We start from the raw sequence: 17335 nt of genomic DNA, 5'->3' as shown, positions 1-17335 counted from the left end.
ATTTTCATGAAAGTTTCCTCATTTATGCCAGCAGTAACCCAAATGATTTATGATATGGGATTACAAGAATATTTAGAAGGTGTAACATTTGAATGTCCTGCAATTGCACTAAAAGAAAAACAGGTAGCTGTTAAATATAAGTTAGAAGGACAAACTTTAACTAGTGATGAAATTAACACCATATTTTCTAAAACAAAAGCAGAAGGAGGTACATTGTATTATGTTGATGAACCTGTTTTAGAAAGTATTGCTCCAGATGTAATTTTTACGCAAGATGTATGCGATGTTTGTCAAATAGATACAGAATCTGTTGCAAAATCTGCTTGTAAATTAGCAAAACAACCAACTTTAATTTCTATAACTCCAAATTCTTTAGACGATGTTTTTGAGAATGCTTTAACTATAGCCAAAGCGATGGGAAAAGAATCGGTAGGAATTAAATATGTACAAAAACTTAAAGAGCGTATTTACAATATAGTCGATACACAACGAGCAAACAGCATACAATCTAAAAGTGTAATGCTTTTAGAATGGATTGATCCGTTGTTTAATTGTGGACATTGGATTCCTCATCAAATAGGATATGCTGGTGGTATCGATTTATTATCGCATCCGTCAGGAGATAGTATTGTTATTTCTTGGGATAAAATTGTAAAATATAATCCAGCGATATTAATAATTGCTCCGTGTGGTTACGGAATTTCACGAACAATGGAAGATATGCGATTTTTAGAGGATAAACCAGAATGGAGTTCTTTAAAAGCTGTTAAAAATAAACAGGTTTTTATTGCTGATTTTGCCATGTTTACCCAATCATCAGCAAGTACTTTAGTTGATGGTATTGCGTGTTTAGCAGCAATGATTCATCCGAATTATTTTGAGGTATCAAGTGAGCTTACTGTTAAGTTTTCGAACTATAATGATTTATTGATGCTAGATTCTTAATAAAATAGCATAAATTTGCGCAAAATTTTAGGTTTTGATGTTTCATTAGTAACATCAAATTAAAAGGGAATTCGGTTAAATACCGAAGCTGTTCCCGCAACTGTAAGCTATTAAGCTTGTAATTACTCTTTAAGTCACTGTTTTTTAAATGGGAAGACAAATTACAAGACGCAAGCCAGGAGACCTGCCTATATTTTAAATAATTCAAACTTTCGGGATAAAGGTTTTTAATATATTTATGAAAAAATACGCACTTTTTATATTATTTTTTATTACATTTTATTCTTTTGCTCAAAAAGATTCGATAACGAATGTTTTAGCTGAGGTGGTCGTGCTTGCCGATAAAGGAAAAATTAAAAGTAATAATAGTAATCGAATAAGCGTAAAATCAATAAAAATTACGGATAAACAACGTGTTAAAAATCCACTTAATTTAACCAATCTTTTACGTTATAATAGCCCGATAGCCTTTAGAGATTACGGAAATGGAGGAGTTAGTACCGCCCGATTTAGAGGAACATCAGCTTCTAATACATTAGTTTTATGGAATGGTATTCCTATTAATTCAATTGGTAGCGGTCAAACAGATTTTAATGCATTATCAGCAAGTATTAGTGATAATATAGTTGTGCAAAGTGGTGGAAATAGTACAGAGTTTGGTTCAGGAGCTATTGGAGGAACTGTACATTTAAATGATGAAATTAATTTTAAGAAACACAAGAAATTTCATTTATTCTCTTCTTATGGAAGTTTTAATACGACTTCTAATTTTTTTAAAAGTTCTTTTGGTGATCAAAAATGGAGCGTAAAATTAGCATCAACCTTTAATTATTCTCAAAACGATTATACATTTATCGATAAACGATATAAAGATATAAATGGTGATTTGTTGAAAAATCAAAATGGAAATTATAAAAATTATGGCGTTAATTTTAATATCGCACATCAATTTAATTCAAAAAATAAACTCGCTTTTTATACCACAAAATATTACGGAAATCGGTTATTTTCAGATGGTTTACCAAATCCATCAGCAGGAAGTGAACGAAATGAAGATTTTAATCAACGTAATTTATTACAATGGAATTATAAGTATTCTTCACAGTTTAAACAGCTACTAAATATCGCCTATTTAACCCAAGAATATCGATATTATACCAATAAAAATGCTACCGATTTTAGTTATGGAAAATCAAAAACAACGCATATTAATTATGATGTAACCTATAAATCATCAAATATTCTATCCTTCAATTATAAAACTGTTTTTGAAAATATTATTGGAAATAATTCAGCAAATAATTCAGCAAATAATTCAGAAAGAACAAAAAAAAGAAATTCACTAGCCTTTATCGGAAGTGTGAAATATCAACCTATCAAAAAAATAAAAACAAGTTTACAACTAAGAAAAGAACTTAATTCTGATTTTAATGTGCCATTTTCTGTATTTATCGCAAGTGAATATCAAATAGCTTCAGAATTGAAAATACTAGCTAATTTTTCCACCAATTACAGAGTGCCAACGTATAACGAAATGTATTGGCCGATAGTAGGAAACTTACACTTAGTACCAGAAAATTCGGTTCAGGGAGAAACAGGAATCTCTTATAAAAATAAAAATATCGAGTTAAAATCAACCTTATTTTATATTCATATTAATGATAAAATTCTTTGGTTGCCCGCTGGAGGTAGTAATTTATGGCGACCAAAAAATGTAAACGACGTAGTTCATAAAGGAATAGAATCTTTTATCAGTTTTCAAAAAAAAATAGCAGACCATCGATTTGCTATTTCATCAAATTACACGTTTACAACTGCTAAAAATATCGAAAATAATAAAATTTTGCCCTACGCCCCCAAGCATTTATGGAATTTTACAGCCGATTATTCCTATAATAAAATTAGCGTTTTTCTACAAAGTTTATATCAAACAAAAGTATATACCAACGAAATAAATTTAGATTTTTATGCACTCAAAAAAGTAAATGTGCAAAATATAGGACTTAATTTTAACTTATCAACAAAAACAACAAAACTTCCAATACTTGGGATTACCGTAAATAATATCTTTAATAAAGTGTATTATTTCTCAAACTTACGCCCGATGCCTGGAACAAATTTTAACATCAATATTAACTATAAATTTTAAAAAAAATGAAAATTACAAAACTACTTTTAGCCCTCTTTTTAGCAAATTTACTGCTTACTTCTTGTGCTAAAGATGAAGACGAAAAAGAATTTCTTGTTGAATATAAAAAAGGAATTATTATAAGTTCGGAAGGGAACTTTGGAGACAAAGACGGCTCGATTGCGTACGTAGATAATGCCTTGTCAAACGTTGCCACAAATTTTATTTATACTGGCGAAAATAATGCACAATTAGGTGGATTAATTCAATCAATCACATTTACCGATACAGAAGCTTATATTATTTTAAATGATGTAAATACGATTATTATTGCTGATAAAACAACTTTTAAGAAAAAAGCCGAAATTAAATCAGGATTAAAAAATCCTAGATATATGACGGTTGTAGGCGATAAAGGATACGTTACCAATTGGGGTGATGGTGGAAATACCAAAGATGATTATATCGCAATTATCAATTTAAAAACAAATAAAATTGAACCAACAACTATTTCGTTAGAAAATGGTGTAGAACAAATTTTAAATAAAGATAATAAATTATATGTTTCTCACAAAGGAGCTTGGTCGTCAAGTAATATTATTTCTGTAGTTGATTTAAATGCTAAAAATAGTGTTTCAAAAATTATCGTAAAAGATAATCCAGATGAAATGGCTTTTGATAACGCTGGAAATTTAATTGTTTTATCAGAAGGAAAACCTGTTTATAATGCCGATTGGTCAAAAGTTATTGACAGAACAACTGCTGCAATTTCGTTTATTAATGTATCAACTAAAAAGGTAGTTAAAGAATTAGCATTCCCGAAAATGGAAAATGCGAGTTTAATGACGTATCAAAATGGAAATGTATATTATTATACTGGTAAAGATAAAAAAGTACATTCAATAAATGAAACTGCTACAAAATTAGCAACAGAAGGTATCAATGTTGGAGCAATTTATGGAATGAATGTAAAACAAAATCAATTATTTACCGTGGAATACGCATTTACAAAATTAAGTAAATTAAAAGTATTTGATGTAAACACGAAATCAGAAATATATACTTCTCCTGTTGGTTTAGGAGCTTCAAAAATTTATTTTAATAACTAAAAAAAGTTCTTTTTTTTATAAAAATTAAGAAGCTAAAAAAATAAAAGAAGAAGAGAGGGAAGAAGAAAAAAGCGAATAAAAGAAAAAGAGTGTAAGAAGTCCCCCATTTTTTTTACAAGTTAATCCCCCGATTTAAACAACCCCGCTTGCTTTTTAAGTGGGGTTGTTTTTTATAAAAATTTTTGCTTTATTTCGGTTTTGAATTCTTCACTAGGAAGAATACATTTTTCCCTTTTTCCAAACCATTTATAACGATTTTTGGCAATAAAATCATAACAATAATTTCGAAAACCTTCAGGGAGAAAAGTCAAAATTGAAAATAATCGCCAAAAACCACCAAAAGAAACCATGATTTTTAAAACCGCTGTCGATTTTATGTCATACGAAATATTCGGTTCGTACAAAATAATCGAATCAATTTTTGTAGCATCAATTCCTAAATGCGTGGTTATTTTTTTGCCAATTTCAGACTGTAAAGACGCAAAAACAAACTGATTTTTCTTATCTAATTTGATGACTTTTAAAACCCAAGAATTGCAAAAATTACAAACGCCATCAAACAAAATTATTTTTTTATGATTTTTATAATCACGAAACATTTTTAGTAAATTAGATGAATATTAAATGAAATTTAAGAATCTTTAAGATATTAAAGAATCTTATGCAAGATTTATGTAAAATTACAAGAATATTTTGTAACATTCATCAAAATTCAACGTCTTGTTGTTTAGTAAAAATCAACTACTAATATTCCTCGAATGATTCGAATAGAAAACTTACATAAATCGTATCCAATTGGTAAAGAATCCCTCCATGTTTTAAAAGGATTAAATTTACATATTAAAGAAGGTGAATTTGTATCAATTATGGGATCTTCTGGTTCAGGAAAATCAACGTTATTAAATATCGTAGGCTTGTTAGATACGCATGACCAAGGAACGTATTATCTAAATGGCGAGTTAATCGAAAATTTAAACGAAACAAAAGCCGCACTTTTACGCAATAAATTCTTAGGTTTTATTTTTCAATCGTTTAACTTAATTGCTTACAAAACAGCATTAGAAAATGTAGCATTGCCTTTATATTACAAAGGAATTGGAAGAAAAGAAAGAGCCAAAATTGCCTTGGAATATTTAGATAAAGTAGGCTTGAAAAAATGGGCAAATCATTTGCCTAATGAACTCTCTGGAGGACAAAAACAACGAGTGGCAATCGCTAGAGCCTTGGTTACAAAACCAAAAGTGATATTGGCTGATGAACCCACAGGAGCTTTAGATTCGACAACAACCGATGCCGTTATTGCATTATTAAAAGAAATAAATCAAGAAGGAATGACCGTTTTTGTAATTACGCACGAAGAAGAAGTTGCAGCAGAAACTAAGAGAATCGTACGTTTAAAAGATGGCGTTATTATCAGCGATGAATTAACGGGAAAATCGGAAAATAACGTTAAATCTAAAGCAATTTAAATATGTTTGATTTAGACCGTTGGCAAGAAATATTACAAAGCATCCGTAAAAATAAATTAAGGTCGATACTCTCTGGATTTACCGTGGCTTTTGCGATTCTACTTTTTACCTTGCTCTTCGGAATCGGTAACGGACTTGAAAATACCTTTAAAAATCAGTTTGCTAAAGATGCAATTAATTCCATTTATATCACTTCCAATAAAACAACAAAAGCATTTAAAGGAAACCAAATAGGACGCAAAATTCAATTTAAAAATGATGATTTTGATTTTTTAAAAGAAAAATATGCCGATAAAATTCAAATGATAAGCCCTCGTTTGCAAAGAACCGCATCGGTAGTGTATAAAACAACTGAAAATAATTACGCCATTCGAGGAGTCTATCCGAAGTATGATTTCTTAGAATCTGCAACCATTACAGCAGGACGTTTTTTGAATTTAAAAGATATTCATCAAAAAACAAAAGTAGCCGTTATTGGGCGTATGGTCGCAAAAGATTTATTTGGAGAAATACCAGCCTACACAAAATTACTCAATATTGATGGCGTTATGTATAAAATAATCGGTGTTTTTGCTGATGCAGGAGGCGATACTGATGAACGTTTTATTTATCTGCCTTTTTCAACAATGCAACAAATTTATGGTAATAATGATAACGTTGATATGTTTGGAATGACCTATAATCCTTCATTAAGCGTTGAACAAGCGATTGCTTTTAGTACAAAAATGCATAAAGAATTAAAAAAGAAACACCATGTTTCTCCAAATGATCAAAGAGGAATTTCAGTAAATAATTATGCAGAAAGCAACAAGAAAGTAGCCACGATGATGGTTGTTTTAAGTATTTTAATTTTGATTATCGGTTTGGGAACGCTCATTGCTGGTGTGGTCGGAATTAGTAATATTATGGTGTATATTGTAAAGGAACGCACTAAGGAATTAGGGATTCGAAAGGCAGTAGGAGCAACGCCAAAAGCAATTATTTCGATGATTATGCTAGAAGCCGTTTTTATAACAACGCTATCGGGATATTTAGGATTAATTCTGGGAATTGGAATCTTAAAAATAGCATCGCCAAGTTTAGAAAAATATTTTATTGTAAACCCTGGAGTTTCAACGCCCGTTGTTATTGGAGCAACCATTACGCTAATTATATCAGGCGTTATTGCAGGGTATTTACCCGCAAAAAAAGCCGCTAGAATTAAACCAATAATCGCTTTAAATGCTAGCTAAAAAAGCCCCGAAAAAATGAAATTTTTATTTGATAAAGATAGTTGGCAAGAAATATACGAAAGTATTCGTAAAAATAAAACACGTACCGTAATTACTATTTTTGGTGCTTTCTGGGGGATTTTATTATTAGTCGGTTTACTAGGCGCAGCCAAAGGAATTGAAAATGGTTTTAATAATCTATTTGGAGATTTTGCTACCAATAGTTTTTTTATGACAGGCGGAAAAACATCCAAAGCATTTAAAGGATTTCAAAAAGGAAGACAAATCACCCTAACGACCAACGATGTTCAAAAAATTAGAACAGCAATTAAAGGAATTGAAATTGTTGTACCTAGAAATGTAACCGCAGGATTGGTTATCAATGGATTGAAAAAAGCAACACTCAGTATTTATGGCGATTTTCCATTATTAGATAAAATTCAAAAGAAAAACCTAACACAAGGACGTTTTATCAATCAAAATGATATTGATGAAAATAGAAAAGTATGCGTGATTAGCTCCGAAGTTTACAAACAATTATATGATAAAAATGAAGAATCTGTTGGTAATTATCTGAAAATAAATAATATAAATTATAAAGTAATCGGTATTTATAAACCAAGTCGATTTGAAGGAACCAATAATGTTCATCTTCCTTTTAGTACTTTTAAATTGGTCTATAATAAAGGAAATAAATTTGAATGGATGGTCGTTACCGCAAAGAAAACAGCAGATATTGAACAAGTCGAAGCGGATGTAAAAGGATTATTACGAACTATTCATAAAATTCATCCTCAAGATACTAGCGCATTTAATGGTTTTAATTTAGGAAAAGAAATAGCAAAAGTAACAGGTTTTTTAACTGGAATGCAATTTTTAACGTGGTTTGTAGGAATCGCAACGTTAATTGCAGGTGTTTTTGCAATCGGAAATATTTTGTTGATTACCGTAAAAGAACGTACCAAAGAAATAGGAATCCGTAGAGCATTAGGAGCAACACCCTTGAAAATACGCCAACAAATCGTTTTAGAATCGGTTTTTTTGACACTTTTAGCAGGTTCATTAGGAATTATTGCAGGCGGTGTAATTTTGATGATTATTGACGCCTTAGATTTATTAACAAATCCAACGGTTGATATTCCAATTGTACTAATCGCCTATGCCGTTCTGATTATTTTAGGTACGTGTATCGGTTTTATTCCAGCGTATATGGCGACTATAATTCAACCTATTGAAGCGTTAAGAGAAGAATAAATAATAAATCAATACTAAATTTAGCAATCTTTAAAAATAATAAATTCAAATGAAAAAAATACTCATTTTTGGCTCAATAGCTGTTGCATTGGTTATCGTACTGATATGGTTTGGTAAAAAAAATAGCGAATCTCCTATAAAGTACGAAACCGAAAAACCTTTTAAAGCAACCATTATCAAAAAAACAGTGGCAACAGGAAACGTTGTACCTTTAGATGAAGTAGAAATAAAACCGCAAATTGCAGGAATTTTATCAGAAATACTAGTCCAAGAAGGTACGATTGTAAAAACAGGAGATTTAATCGCAACTGTAAGCGTTGTGCCAAATTTATCTGCGCTGAATAGTGCAAATGGTCGCATCAAAAATGCTCAAATTTCCTTTAATAATGCCAAAATTCAATTCGATAGAAATAAAAATCTATTGGAAAAAGGAGTGATTGCTCGTCAAGAATTTGAAACTTCAATACTAAATTATAATAATGCAAAACAGTCGCTATCAAATGCAAAATCAGATAGAGATATTATCAAAAAAGGAACAACAAAAGGCTTAGGAACACAAGCAAATACAAGTGTTAGAGCGACAACTTCAGGAATGATTATCGAAATCCCTGTTAAAAAAGGAACGCAAGTTACACAAGCAAACGATTTTAATGCAGGAACAACAATCGCTCGAATTGCCGATATGACAAAAATGATTTTCGAAGGAAAAGTAGATGAATCAGAAGTTGGAAAATTAGTCAAAGGAACGAAAATTGACATCGCTTTAGGAGCTATCGAAAATAAAAAATTCCCTGCTGTATTGAATTTTATCGCCCCAAAAGGAACCGATGAAGCAGGTGCGGTACAATTTAAAATAAAAGCATCTGTAACCCTAGATGATACGTATTTTATTAGAGCAGGATACAGTGCAAATGCCGAAATTGTTTTAGCTAAAAAAGATAGTGTTTTATCCATTAAAGAAGCATTGTTACAGTTTGATGAAAAAACAGAGAAACCATACGTAGAAGTAAAAATAGGCGAACAAGAGTTTGAAAGAAAAAATATTACGTTAGGAATTTCTGATGGTATCAATGTCGAAATTTTAGACGGTGTAACTGCTTCTGATGAACTTAAAATCTGGAATAAAATAACCAAAGAAGAAAAAGATTTCAAAGACTAAAAAATCATGAAAAATCATAAAAAAAAGCAACTCCTACTTAAAAGAGTTGCTTTTTGATACTATAAAAAATGTATGAAATTTAAATTTTTTTATCCTTTGTAAAAAGGTAATTTAACCACTTTTGCAGGAATTTGTTTTTTACGAACTTGAATAAAAATAGCAGTATCTACTTTTGAATTTTCAACAGTAACATATCCTAAACCGATTCCTTTTCCTAAAGAAGGACTCATCGTTCCAGAAGTTACACGACCAATTACAGTTCCATCAGCATCAACAATTTCATAATCATGACGAGGAATCCCACGTTCTGTTAATTCAAAAGCCACTAATTTTTTAGTAACACCCGCTTCTTTTTGAGCTTTTAACGCTTCTGCATTTACGAAATCTTTCGTGAATTTTGTAATCCAACCTAAACCAGCTTCTAACGGAGAAGTTGTGTCATCGATATCGTTACCATATAAACAATATCCCATTTCTAAACGTAAGGTATCACGCGCCGCTAAACCGATTGGTTTAATTCCCCAGTCTGCACCAGCTTCAAAAACCTTTTTCCAAAGTGCTTCTACATCTTTATTTTTTACATAAATTTCAAATCCTCCAGAACCTGTGTAACCTGTTGCCGAAACAATTACATTAGGAATCCCTGCAAAATCAGCAATTTCAAAAGTGTAAAACTTAATAGTTGATAAATTTACATCCGTTAACGATTGCATTGCTTCTACAGCCTTAGGACCTTGAATCGCTAATAAAGACCAATCATCAGAGCGGTTTTCCATTTCAACATTTAAGTCGTTATGGCTAGAAATCCAATTCCAATCCTTTTCGATGTTAGATGCGTTTACCACCAACATATACTCATTTTCAGCAATCATGTAAATAATTAAATCATCTACAATTCCGCCATCAGCATTTGGCATACAGCTATATTGCGCTTTACCAGGAACTAATTTTGAAGCATCATTAGTAGCAATTTTTTGAATTAAAGCCAAGGCGTTTTCTCCTTTTAAGAAAAATTCACCCATATGACTTACATCAAAAACACCAACGCCTTTTCTAACCGTTTCGTGTTCTATATTGATACCATCGTATTGTACAGGCATGTTATAACCAGCAAAAGGAACTATTTTTGCTCCTAAAGCTTCGTGAATATGTGTTAATGCAGTATTTTTCATTCTAAAATTGTTTATTTTAAAGTCTTGCTAAAATATTGAAAAAATGACAAAATAAATAGCTTTATATTATCTAATTTTAGATATAATATTTTTTATCTTTATTTTTTAAAAAAGGCTTAAAAAGAATATCATAAATAAGACAAAGTAAAAATAAATACGAAATAAATAAACAGAACAACAATGAATTTCATCAAAAAAAACAGTACAAATATTTTATTTGTAATCGTAATTGGCTTGTTATTATATCCGCCGACAAAAGTTTATTTTATTCGATTAATTTCTTTTTCACCATCGGTAATTTCGGTTGAAAATAGCGTACAATTAAAAGATTATCATTGGAATTTAAAAGGATTAAATACTTCGGATTTAGATTTTAATCAAACAAAAAACAAGGTTATTTTCGTTAATTTTTGGGCAACTTGGTGTCCGCCGTGCATCGCAGAAATGCCAAGTATTCAAAAATTATATGATGATTACAAAGATGAGGTAACTTTTATTTTTGTAAATAATGAAAATTGGAATACTATTTCAGATTTTTACGTTGAAAAAAACTATAATTTACCAACCTACACGGGCATTACCGATACGCCACCAGAATTAAAAAGTAGTTCGATTCCTGCGACTTTTATAATCGATAAAAAAGGACATATTATTGCCGATAAAAAAGGCGCATCAAACTGGAATAGTAAGAAAGTAAGAACATTATTAGATGAATTAATCAAGTAATTAATCAACTAGAACCGTTATTTTTGCTTTTTCAGATAAAATTAGGAGCAAAATATGAGCCAAGAACAACCAAATAATCCGCTTCACGGAATAAAATTAGCCACCATGTTAGAAGAACTATATTTAGAATATGGTTGGCAAGAATTAGGAGAAATTTTAAATTTAAACTGTTTTAAAAATAATCCGACATTAAAATCGAGTTTGAAATTTTTGAGAACAACGCCTTGGGCTAGAACCAAAGTAGAGAATTTTTACTTGAAATTTATAAGTTAATTTTATTTTTTGGAGCTATTTCCCGCTTTCCGCACTCGCTTTTTTTATTTTTTTGAAGGAAAAAATAAAAAAGAGCTCAAACAATTGCTTCAATCGGGGCTAGGTTTTTTACTAATTTAGAAAAATAGCGAATATAATAAGCATAATAACACTTCACAGCTTTTAAAAACCTGTGAAGTGTAAATTATATAACTAATTCAACCGAAAAATTACTAGAAGTAACCATGTATTTCATCGACGTTATATTGCCTAGACCATTAGAGAAAACATTTACGTATTCTGTAAATGAAGCAGAGTTTTCGTTTCTAAAAAAAGGAATGCGAGTCGCAGTTCCTTTCGGAAAAAGTAAAATTTATACGGCACTTGTTTTTGATATCCATCAAAATGAGCCAGTATTATATAAAGCTAAAGATATTTATCAAATTTTAGATGAAACGCCTATTGTAAATGAGCGTCAATTAATGCATTGGCAATGGATTTCGAGTTATTATATGTGTTCGTTAGGCGATGTTTATAGAGCTTCGTTGCCGTCGGCTTTTATGTTGGAAAGTGAAACAATTATCTATAAAAATGACACTTTTACCGATGAAACCGTTTTAACCGATGATGAATTTTTAATTTTTGAAGCCCTACAAAATAGCTCCGAATTGACAATTCATGAAGTTGCAAATATCATCAGTAAAAAAACAGTTTTACCAATTATTGATTCTTTAATTCAGAAAGAAGTCGCTTTTATCAAAGAAGAAATTTATCAAACCTACAAACCGAAATTAGTAAAATATGTTCGTTTAAATACGATATATCAATCAAATAAAGAACTTCAGGAATTACTAGAAAAGTTATCAAAAGCAAAAAAACAGCGAGAAGCATTGCTAACTTATTTTCAATTAGCAAGTAGTAAAAAACCCATCAAAGTAAAAGATTTAGAAGAGAAATCAGGCGTATCTTCGGCAATTTTAAAAGCCTTAGTCGATAAAGATATTTTTGAGTTTTATCAAATTCAAACTGATAGAATTAATTTTGAAGGAACAACCAATCAAATAAAAGAATTAAACGAGTTTCAACAGCAATCTTTTAAAGAAATTAAAACATCTTTTGAAACCCAAAATGTAACTTTATTACACGGCGTTACAGGTTCTGGAAAAACAGAAATTTATGTAAAATTGATAAAAGAAGTAATCGCAGAAGGCAAGCAAGTTTTGTTTTTATTGCCAGAAATCGCGTTAACAACACAAATAATTAGCCGATTAGAACGTTATTTTGGTAATTTAATATCGGTATTTCATTCAAAATATTCGATGAATGAGCGGGTAGAAGTGTGGAATAATGTCTTAGAAAATAAACCAAAAGCACAAATTATTTTAGGCGCTCGTTCATCAGGGTTTTTGCCTTTTTCAAATTTAGGTTTAATTGTGGTTGATGAGGAGCATGAAACTTCTTACAAACAATTTGAACCATCGCCGCGTTATAATGCCCGAGATTCGGCAATTGTTTTAGGACATTTACATAAGGCAAAAGTATTGTTAGGTTCGGCAACGCCATCGTTAGAAAGTTATTTTAATGCCCAGCAAAATAAATATGGTTTTGTTGAATTAACCCGTCGTTTTGGAAATATTCAACTGCCAAAAATCGAACTGATTGATATCAAAGAAAAGCAACGGAAAAAGCAAATGAAAGGGCATTTTTCGGATAGATTATTAACCATGATTTCCGAAGCTTTGGAGCAAAAAGAACAAGTTATTTTATTTCAAAATAGGCGTGGTTTTTCTCCCGTTGTCGAATGTACAACCTGTGGTATTTCTCCAGAATGTCCAAATTGTGATGTGAGTTTAACATTCCATAAATTTAGACGAGAATTAAAATGTCATTATTGTAATTATCAACGAGCGATGCCTAATAATTGCGGTGCTTGTGGAAGTACAACGCTTGATACAAAAGGCTTTGGAACAGAGCAAATTGAGCTAGAACTAAAAACCTTATTTCCTGATTATAACATCGGAAGAATGGATTTAGATACCACACGAGGAAAATACGGCTATCAAAAAATAATTGGTGCCTTTGAGGCGCAAGAAATTGATATTTTAGTAGGAACACAAATGTTATCGAAAGGCTTGGATTTTGAAAATGTATCGTTAGTAGGTATTTTAAGTGCCGATTCTATGTTAAATTTTCCTGATTTTAGAGCCCACGAAAGAGCGTATCAATTAATGGTTCAGGTGTCGGGTAGGGCAGGACGTAGCAAAAAACAAGGAAATGTTGCGATACAAACCTATAATCCGAATCATCAAATATTACAGCAAGTTTCGACTACTAATTACGCCGAAATGTACAAAGAACAATTGCAGGAACGTTGGAATTTTAAGTATCCACCATATTTTAAATTGATTAAAATTACGCTAAAACACAAAGATTCTGTTCGTGTAGAAACGGGTGCAAATTGGCTGGTAAAATCATTACAAAATGTGTTTGCTGAAAATGTATTAGGACCAACAACGCCAGCAGTATCGCGTGTTCGAAATTTGTATATTAAAAATTTAGTGATTAAAATTCCGCCAAAACAATCGTTAGTAAAAACAAAAGAACAAATTATTAGGGTGAAAAATTCTTTTGAAAGTGTGAAAGATTTTAGGTCGATTCGTTTTATTATAGATGTAGATGCGTATTAAATATTCCGAATATCAAAAACATCGCCATTACTCAACTGATTTTCAATATCAATTTTATAAATAGTATCGGCAACAAATTTAGGCGTATATAATTCTTTATTTTTCATTAAATCGATAAAACGCTGTACATTTTTAAAATCAGTTTCGTTGGTGTTTCTGATTTGTATTTGCATATCCGTGGCAACAACGCCAGGGTAAATTGCTATACATTTTACGCCATTTTGAAGTTCGGCTTGTTCTAAGGCGATGGTTTTTGTTAGCATATCGATTGCCGTTTTTGAAGAACAATAAACGCTCCAACCTTCATACGGTTTTTTGGCTGCGCCAGATGAAATATTAATGATTTGTTTTTTACAAGTTAAATATTGTATCTTTTTGATAAATAAGCTCGATAAAATAAGTGGCGTAGTAACATTTAATTGAATAGATTTAGAAATGTCATTGGCTTCTAAATTTTCTAAATTAGCTATTTTACCTAATCTTCCAGCGTTATTAACTAAGGTGATTGAAGTGATTTTCTGATTGATTATTGTATTTAAAAGTGTATTAAAGACATTTTCAGTTACTTTAATATCAGATAAATCAACAGAAATATGTTGTGCATTTTTTACTTTGGATGAAGTTCTAGCTAAAGAAATTACCTGATAATTTTCAGAAGCATATTTTTTAGTTAATGCTTTTCCAATTCCTTTACTTCCGCCAGTAATAATAATTATATTCATAAAGGTAAATATAAAGAATAACTATAATAATTATCTGAAAAATTCTTTTGATTTTTCCCAATAAACATCCATTTCTGTTAATGACATATCAGAAAGTTCTTTACCTTCTTTTTTAGCTGCTTCTTCTAAAAATTGAAAACGATTGATAAATTTTTTATTCGTTTTTTCTAAAGCATTTTCTGGATTTACTTTAATAAAACGAGCGTAGTTAATCATTGAAAATAAAACATCTCCAAATTCTTTTTCGATATTTTCTTTATTATCGGCTTTTATCTCTTCGTTTAGTTCTGAAATTTCTTCTTGAACTTTTTCCCAAACCTGTTGAGGTTCTTCCCAATCGAAACCAACGCCAGCAACTTTTTCTTGAATTCTACTTGCTTTTACTAAGGCAGGTAAACTTTTTGGAACACCTTCTAAAACAGAAGTTTTACCTTCTTTAAGTTTTAGTTTTTCCCAGTTTCGTTTTACTTCTTCTTCATCTTTAACCACAACATCACTATAAATATGCGGATGACGATGAATTAATTTATCAGAAATTGAATTTGCAACATCGGCAATATCAAACGCCTTTTTTTCGCTTCCAATTTTAGCATAAAAGACGATGTGTAATAACACATCGCCTAATTCTTTTTTAACTTCTTCTAAATCATTGTCTAGAATAGCATCTGCTAATTCGTAAGTTTCTTCAATTGTTAAATGACGCAAACTCTCTAAAGTTTGTTTTTTATCCCACGGACACTTCTCACGAAGCTCGTCCATAATATCTAACAAACGGTTAAAAGCGTCTAATTGTTGCTTACGAGTATTCATAATTTATTTAGTTTCTTCTGGAGTTGCTACTTTTTGTAAGGTATTAAAATCGAAATTAGCTGCTGCTAAAGTATTATACCATTGAATAACCTTTTTAATGTTAGAAGCATACACACGTTCTTTATCAAAACCTGGTAAAATCTCTTCAAAATAAGCCATTAAAGTATCGTTACTTTCTTTATGAGAAAGCGCTTCTTTACCTTCTTGTTTCTCAGCCATACTTTTAAGAATAACTGCTAAAGGCACTTCTTCTTCATAGGTATAAATTGCAATATTTTCTAATAAACTCACGTTGTGAGTTGCTGCAATAGGAAAACGTTTTCCATCTACAATTGAACGAACGATTACGCCTGTTTTTGTTTGAGAAATAATTTCAAATAATCCTGGTTTCCCAGTAACTGCTATAACTTTATTAAATTCCATATTATGGTGTTTTTAGTGTCTTTATATAAAAGACTATTTTTTCTTAGCATTTGGAAAACGCATTCTGTAACCTGCGTCAACCTTTCCTTTTGATATGTTTTCTAATTTCTTTTTAATCAATCGTTTTTTTAACGTTGATAATTTATCCGTAAATAAAATTCCGTCAATATGATCGTATTCATGTTGAAAAACACGTGCCGCTAAACCTGTTAAAACGTTGGTATGTTTGTCAAAATTTTCATCTTGATATTCGATGGTAATTTTTTCTTGACGAGAAACATCTTCACGAACATTCGGAATACTTAAACAGCCTTCATTAAAAGTCCATTCTTCGCCTTCTTCTTTAATTATTTTAGCGTTTATAAATACATGATTAAAGTTTTCTAAGGCTTTTCTATCTTCTTCGGATAAATCTTCATCATCAGCAAAAGGAGAGGCATCGATTAAAAATAAACGAATATCTTTTCCGATTTGTGGTGCTGCTAATCCGACACCTTGTGCGTTGTACATTGTTTCTTTCATATCGGCAATTAATTTTTCTAACTGCGGATAGTCTTTATCGATTTCTGTTCCTACTTTACGTAATACGGGATCTCCGTAAGCAACAATGGGTAAAATCATGTGTTTTTAAATTTTAAGAGTACGAAAATACAAAGAATCGTTTATGTATAAAATTATTTGTTGTATAAATACGACTGTAAGATGATTGTAGCGCTTATTTCATCGACTAAAGCCTTGTTTTGACGTTGTTTTTTGTTGAGTCCGCTATCAATCATGGTTTGAAACGCCATTTTTGAAGTAAAACGTTCGTCTTCTCTTTTTGCAGGGATATTTGGAATCGCTTTTGTTAATTTTTCTAAAAATGGAAGAATTAAGGCTTCACTTTGGCTATCAGAATTATCCATTTGCTTTGGTTTTCCGATGATAAATAAGCTTACATTTTCTTTTTTTACATAGTCTTTTAAAAAAGGAATTAGTTCTTTTGTATTAACGGTGGTTAATCCTGATGCAATAATTTGTAATTCGTCAGTAACAGCAATTCCTGTTCTTTTTTTACCAAAATCGATGGCTAAAACTCGTCCCAAATGTTTTTATTTTTCACAAACATAAAGTTTAATTTTTTATAAAATATTATTCTGATATAATTTTTTTACAATTTTTTTTCTTCGGATAAAAAAGGCAACCCTATAATTTAAACAAGAAAAAAGCATTTGTTTAAAAAATGTATCTTCGCATACAATAGCTATAGAGGCTTTATATTTGCATAA

The 17335-nt window shown here is 30.7% G+C and carries 17 protein-coding genes and 1 riboswitch; of the genes, 10 read left to right on the top strand and 7 right to left on the bottom strand.

Annotated elements, in window-relative coordinates; translation table 11 throughout:
• Positions 1–6 precede the first annotated feature (6 nt).
• The 3 genes from L0U72_RS10145 to L0U72_RS10135 all read left to right on the top strand — a co-directional run bounded on the left by L0U72_RS10145 (position 7) and on the right by L0U72_RS10135 (position 4182).
• Positions 7–945 carry an ABC transporter substrate-binding protein gene (locus L0U72_RS10145; protein ID WP_233899046.1) on the top strand — a complete coding sequence of 313 codons (939 nt, stop codon included), beginning with the start codon at positions 7–9 and terminating at the stop codon, positions 943–945.
• Positions 946–957: 12 nt separating this feature from the next.
• Positions 958–1151, top strand: a riboswitch (cobalamin riboswitch).
• A 32-nt stretch (positions 1152–1183) separates the two neighbouring features.
• A complete protein-coding gene (locus L0U72_RS10140; RefSeq protein ID WP_233899045.1) occupies positions 1184–3094 on the top strand; it encodes a TonB-dependent receptor plug domain-containing protein in 1911 nt (636 codons plus the stop codon).
• Positions 3095–3099: 5 nt separating this feature from the next.
• Positions 3100–4182, top strand: a complete 1083-nt coding sequence (locus L0U72_RS10135) for a YncE family protein (protein WP_101917218.1) — start codon at positions 3100–3102, stop codon at positions 4180–4182.
• A 170-nt stretch (positions 4183–4352) separates the two neighbouring features.
• Here the strand turns inward: L0U72_RS10135 and L0U72_RS10130 are convergent, their stop codons facing one another.
• On the bottom strand, positions 4353–4781 hold the full coding sequence (locus tag L0U72_RS10130; RefSeq protein WP_193700062.1) for a thiol-disulfide oxidoreductase DCC family protein: 429 nt from the start codon (positions 4779–4781) through the stop codon (positions 4353–4355).
• Positions 4782–4940: 159 nt separating this feature from the next.
• Here L0U72_RS10130 and L0U72_RS10125 point away from each other — a divergent pair, with 159 nt between their 5' ends.
• From L0U72_RS10125 to L0U72_RS10110, 4 genes are read left to right on the top strand one after another with little or no spacing between them, the layout of a single operon-like run.
• A complete protein-coding gene (locus tag L0U72_RS10125) occupies positions 4941–5651 on the top strand; it encodes an ABC transporter ATP-binding protein (RefSeq protein WP_101917216.1) in 711 nt (236 codons plus the stop codon).
• A gap of 2 nt (positions 5652–5653) precedes the next feature.
• On the top strand, positions 5654–6883 hold the full coding sequence (locus tag L0U72_RS10120; protein ID WP_101917215.1) for an ABC transporter permease: 1230 nt from the start codon (positions 5654–5656) through the stop codon (positions 6881–6883).
• Positions 6884–6898: 15 nt separating this feature from the next.
• A complete protein-coding gene (locus L0U72_RS10115; protein WP_193706468.1) occupies positions 6899–8116 on the top strand; it encodes an ABC transporter permease in 1218 nt (405 codons plus the stop codon).
• A gap of 49 nt (positions 8117–8165) precedes the next feature.
• Positions 8166–9275, top strand: a complete 1110-nt coding sequence (locus L0U72_RS10110; protein WP_233899044.1) for an efflux RND transporter periplasmic adaptor subunit — start codon at positions 8166–8168, stop codon at positions 9273–9275.
• 89 nt (positions 9276–9364) lie between these two features.
• Here L0U72_RS10110 and gcvT read toward each other — a convergent pair whose 3' ends face one another.
• A complete protein-coding gene (gcvT, locus tag L0U72_RS10105; protein ID WP_233899043.1) occupies positions 9365–10447 on the bottom strand; it encodes a glycine cleavage system aminomethyltransferase GcvT in 1083 nt (360 codons plus the stop codon).
• 180 nt (positions 10448–10627) lie between these two features.
• Here gcvT and L0U72_RS10100 point away from each other — a divergent pair, with 180 nt between their 5' ends.
• The 3 genes from L0U72_RS10100 (at position 10628) to priA (ending at position 14112) form a co-directional block, all read left to right on the top strand.
• Positions 10628–11173 carry a TlpA family protein disulfide reductase gene (locus L0U72_RS10100; RefSeq protein WP_193706472.1) on the top strand — a complete coding sequence of 182 codons (546 nt, stop codon included), beginning with the start codon at positions 10628–10630 and terminating at the stop codon, positions 11171–11173.
• Between the two features lie 54 nt (positions 11174–11227).
• The gene (locus L0U72_RS10095) at positions 11228–11446 is read left to right on the top strand and encodes a VF530 family protein (protein ID WP_101917210.1); all 219 of its coding nucleotides are present in this window, start codon (positions 11228–11230) and stop codon (positions 11444–11446) included.
• Between the two features lie 224 nt (positions 11447–11670).
• Positions 11671–14112 carry a replication restart helicase PriA gene (priA, locus tag L0U72_RS10090; protein ID WP_233899042.1) on the top strand — a complete coding sequence of 814 codons (2442 nt, stop codon included), beginning with the start codon at positions 11671–11673 and terminating at the stop codon, positions 14110–14112.
• On the opposite strand, the gene L0U72_RS10085 is transcribed toward priA, so the two are convergent.
• From L0U72_RS10085 to ruvX, 5 genes are read right to left on the bottom strand one after another with little or no spacing between them, the layout of a single operon-like run.
• Positions 14109–14834, bottom strand: coding sequence for an SDR family NAD(P)-dependent oxidoreductase (locus L0U72_RS10085; RefSeq protein ID WP_233899041.1), 726 nt, complete (start codon positions 14832–14834; stop codon positions 14109–14111). The genes priA and L0U72_RS10085 overlap by 4 nt on opposite strands.
• 30 nt (positions 14835–14864) lie before the next feature.
• Positions 14865–15644: a nucleoside triphosphate pyrophosphohydrolase gene (gene mazG, locus L0U72_RS10080; protein WP_233899040.1), complete on the bottom strand. Its 780-nt coding sequence runs from the start codon at positions 15642–15644 to the stop codon at positions 14865–14867.
• A gap of 3 nt (positions 15645–15647) precedes the next feature.
• The gene (locus L0U72_RS10075) at positions 15648–16067 is read right to left on the bottom strand and encodes a DUF5606 family protein (protein WP_101917206.1); all 420 of its coding nucleotides are present in this window, start codon (positions 16065–16067) and stop codon (positions 15648–15650) included.
• 33 nt (positions 16068–16100) lie between these two features.
• The gene (gene def / locus L0U72_RS10070; protein ID WP_233897142.1) at positions 16101–16688 is read right to left on the bottom strand and encodes a peptide deformylase; all 588 of its coding nucleotides are present in this window, start codon (positions 16686–16688) and stop codon (positions 16101–16103) included.
• A gap of 53 nt (positions 16689–16741) precedes the next feature.
• On the bottom strand, positions 16742–17152 hold the full coding sequence (gene ruvX / locus L0U72_RS10065; RefSeq protein ID WP_101917204.1) for a Holliday junction resolvase RuvX: 411 nt from the start codon (positions 17150–17152) through the stop codon (positions 16742–16744).
• Positions 17153–17335 lie beyond the last annotated feature (183 nt).

Source organism: Tenacibaculum piscium (assembly GCF_021390755.1).
In the GTDB taxonomy this organism is placed as follows: domain Bacteria; phylum Bacteroidota; class Bacteroidia; order Flavobacteriales; family Flavobacteriaceae; genus Polaribacter; species Polaribacter piscius.
Note: the sequence above shows the minus strand (reverse complement) of the source record. Positions and strands in the feature narration are given on the sequence as shown.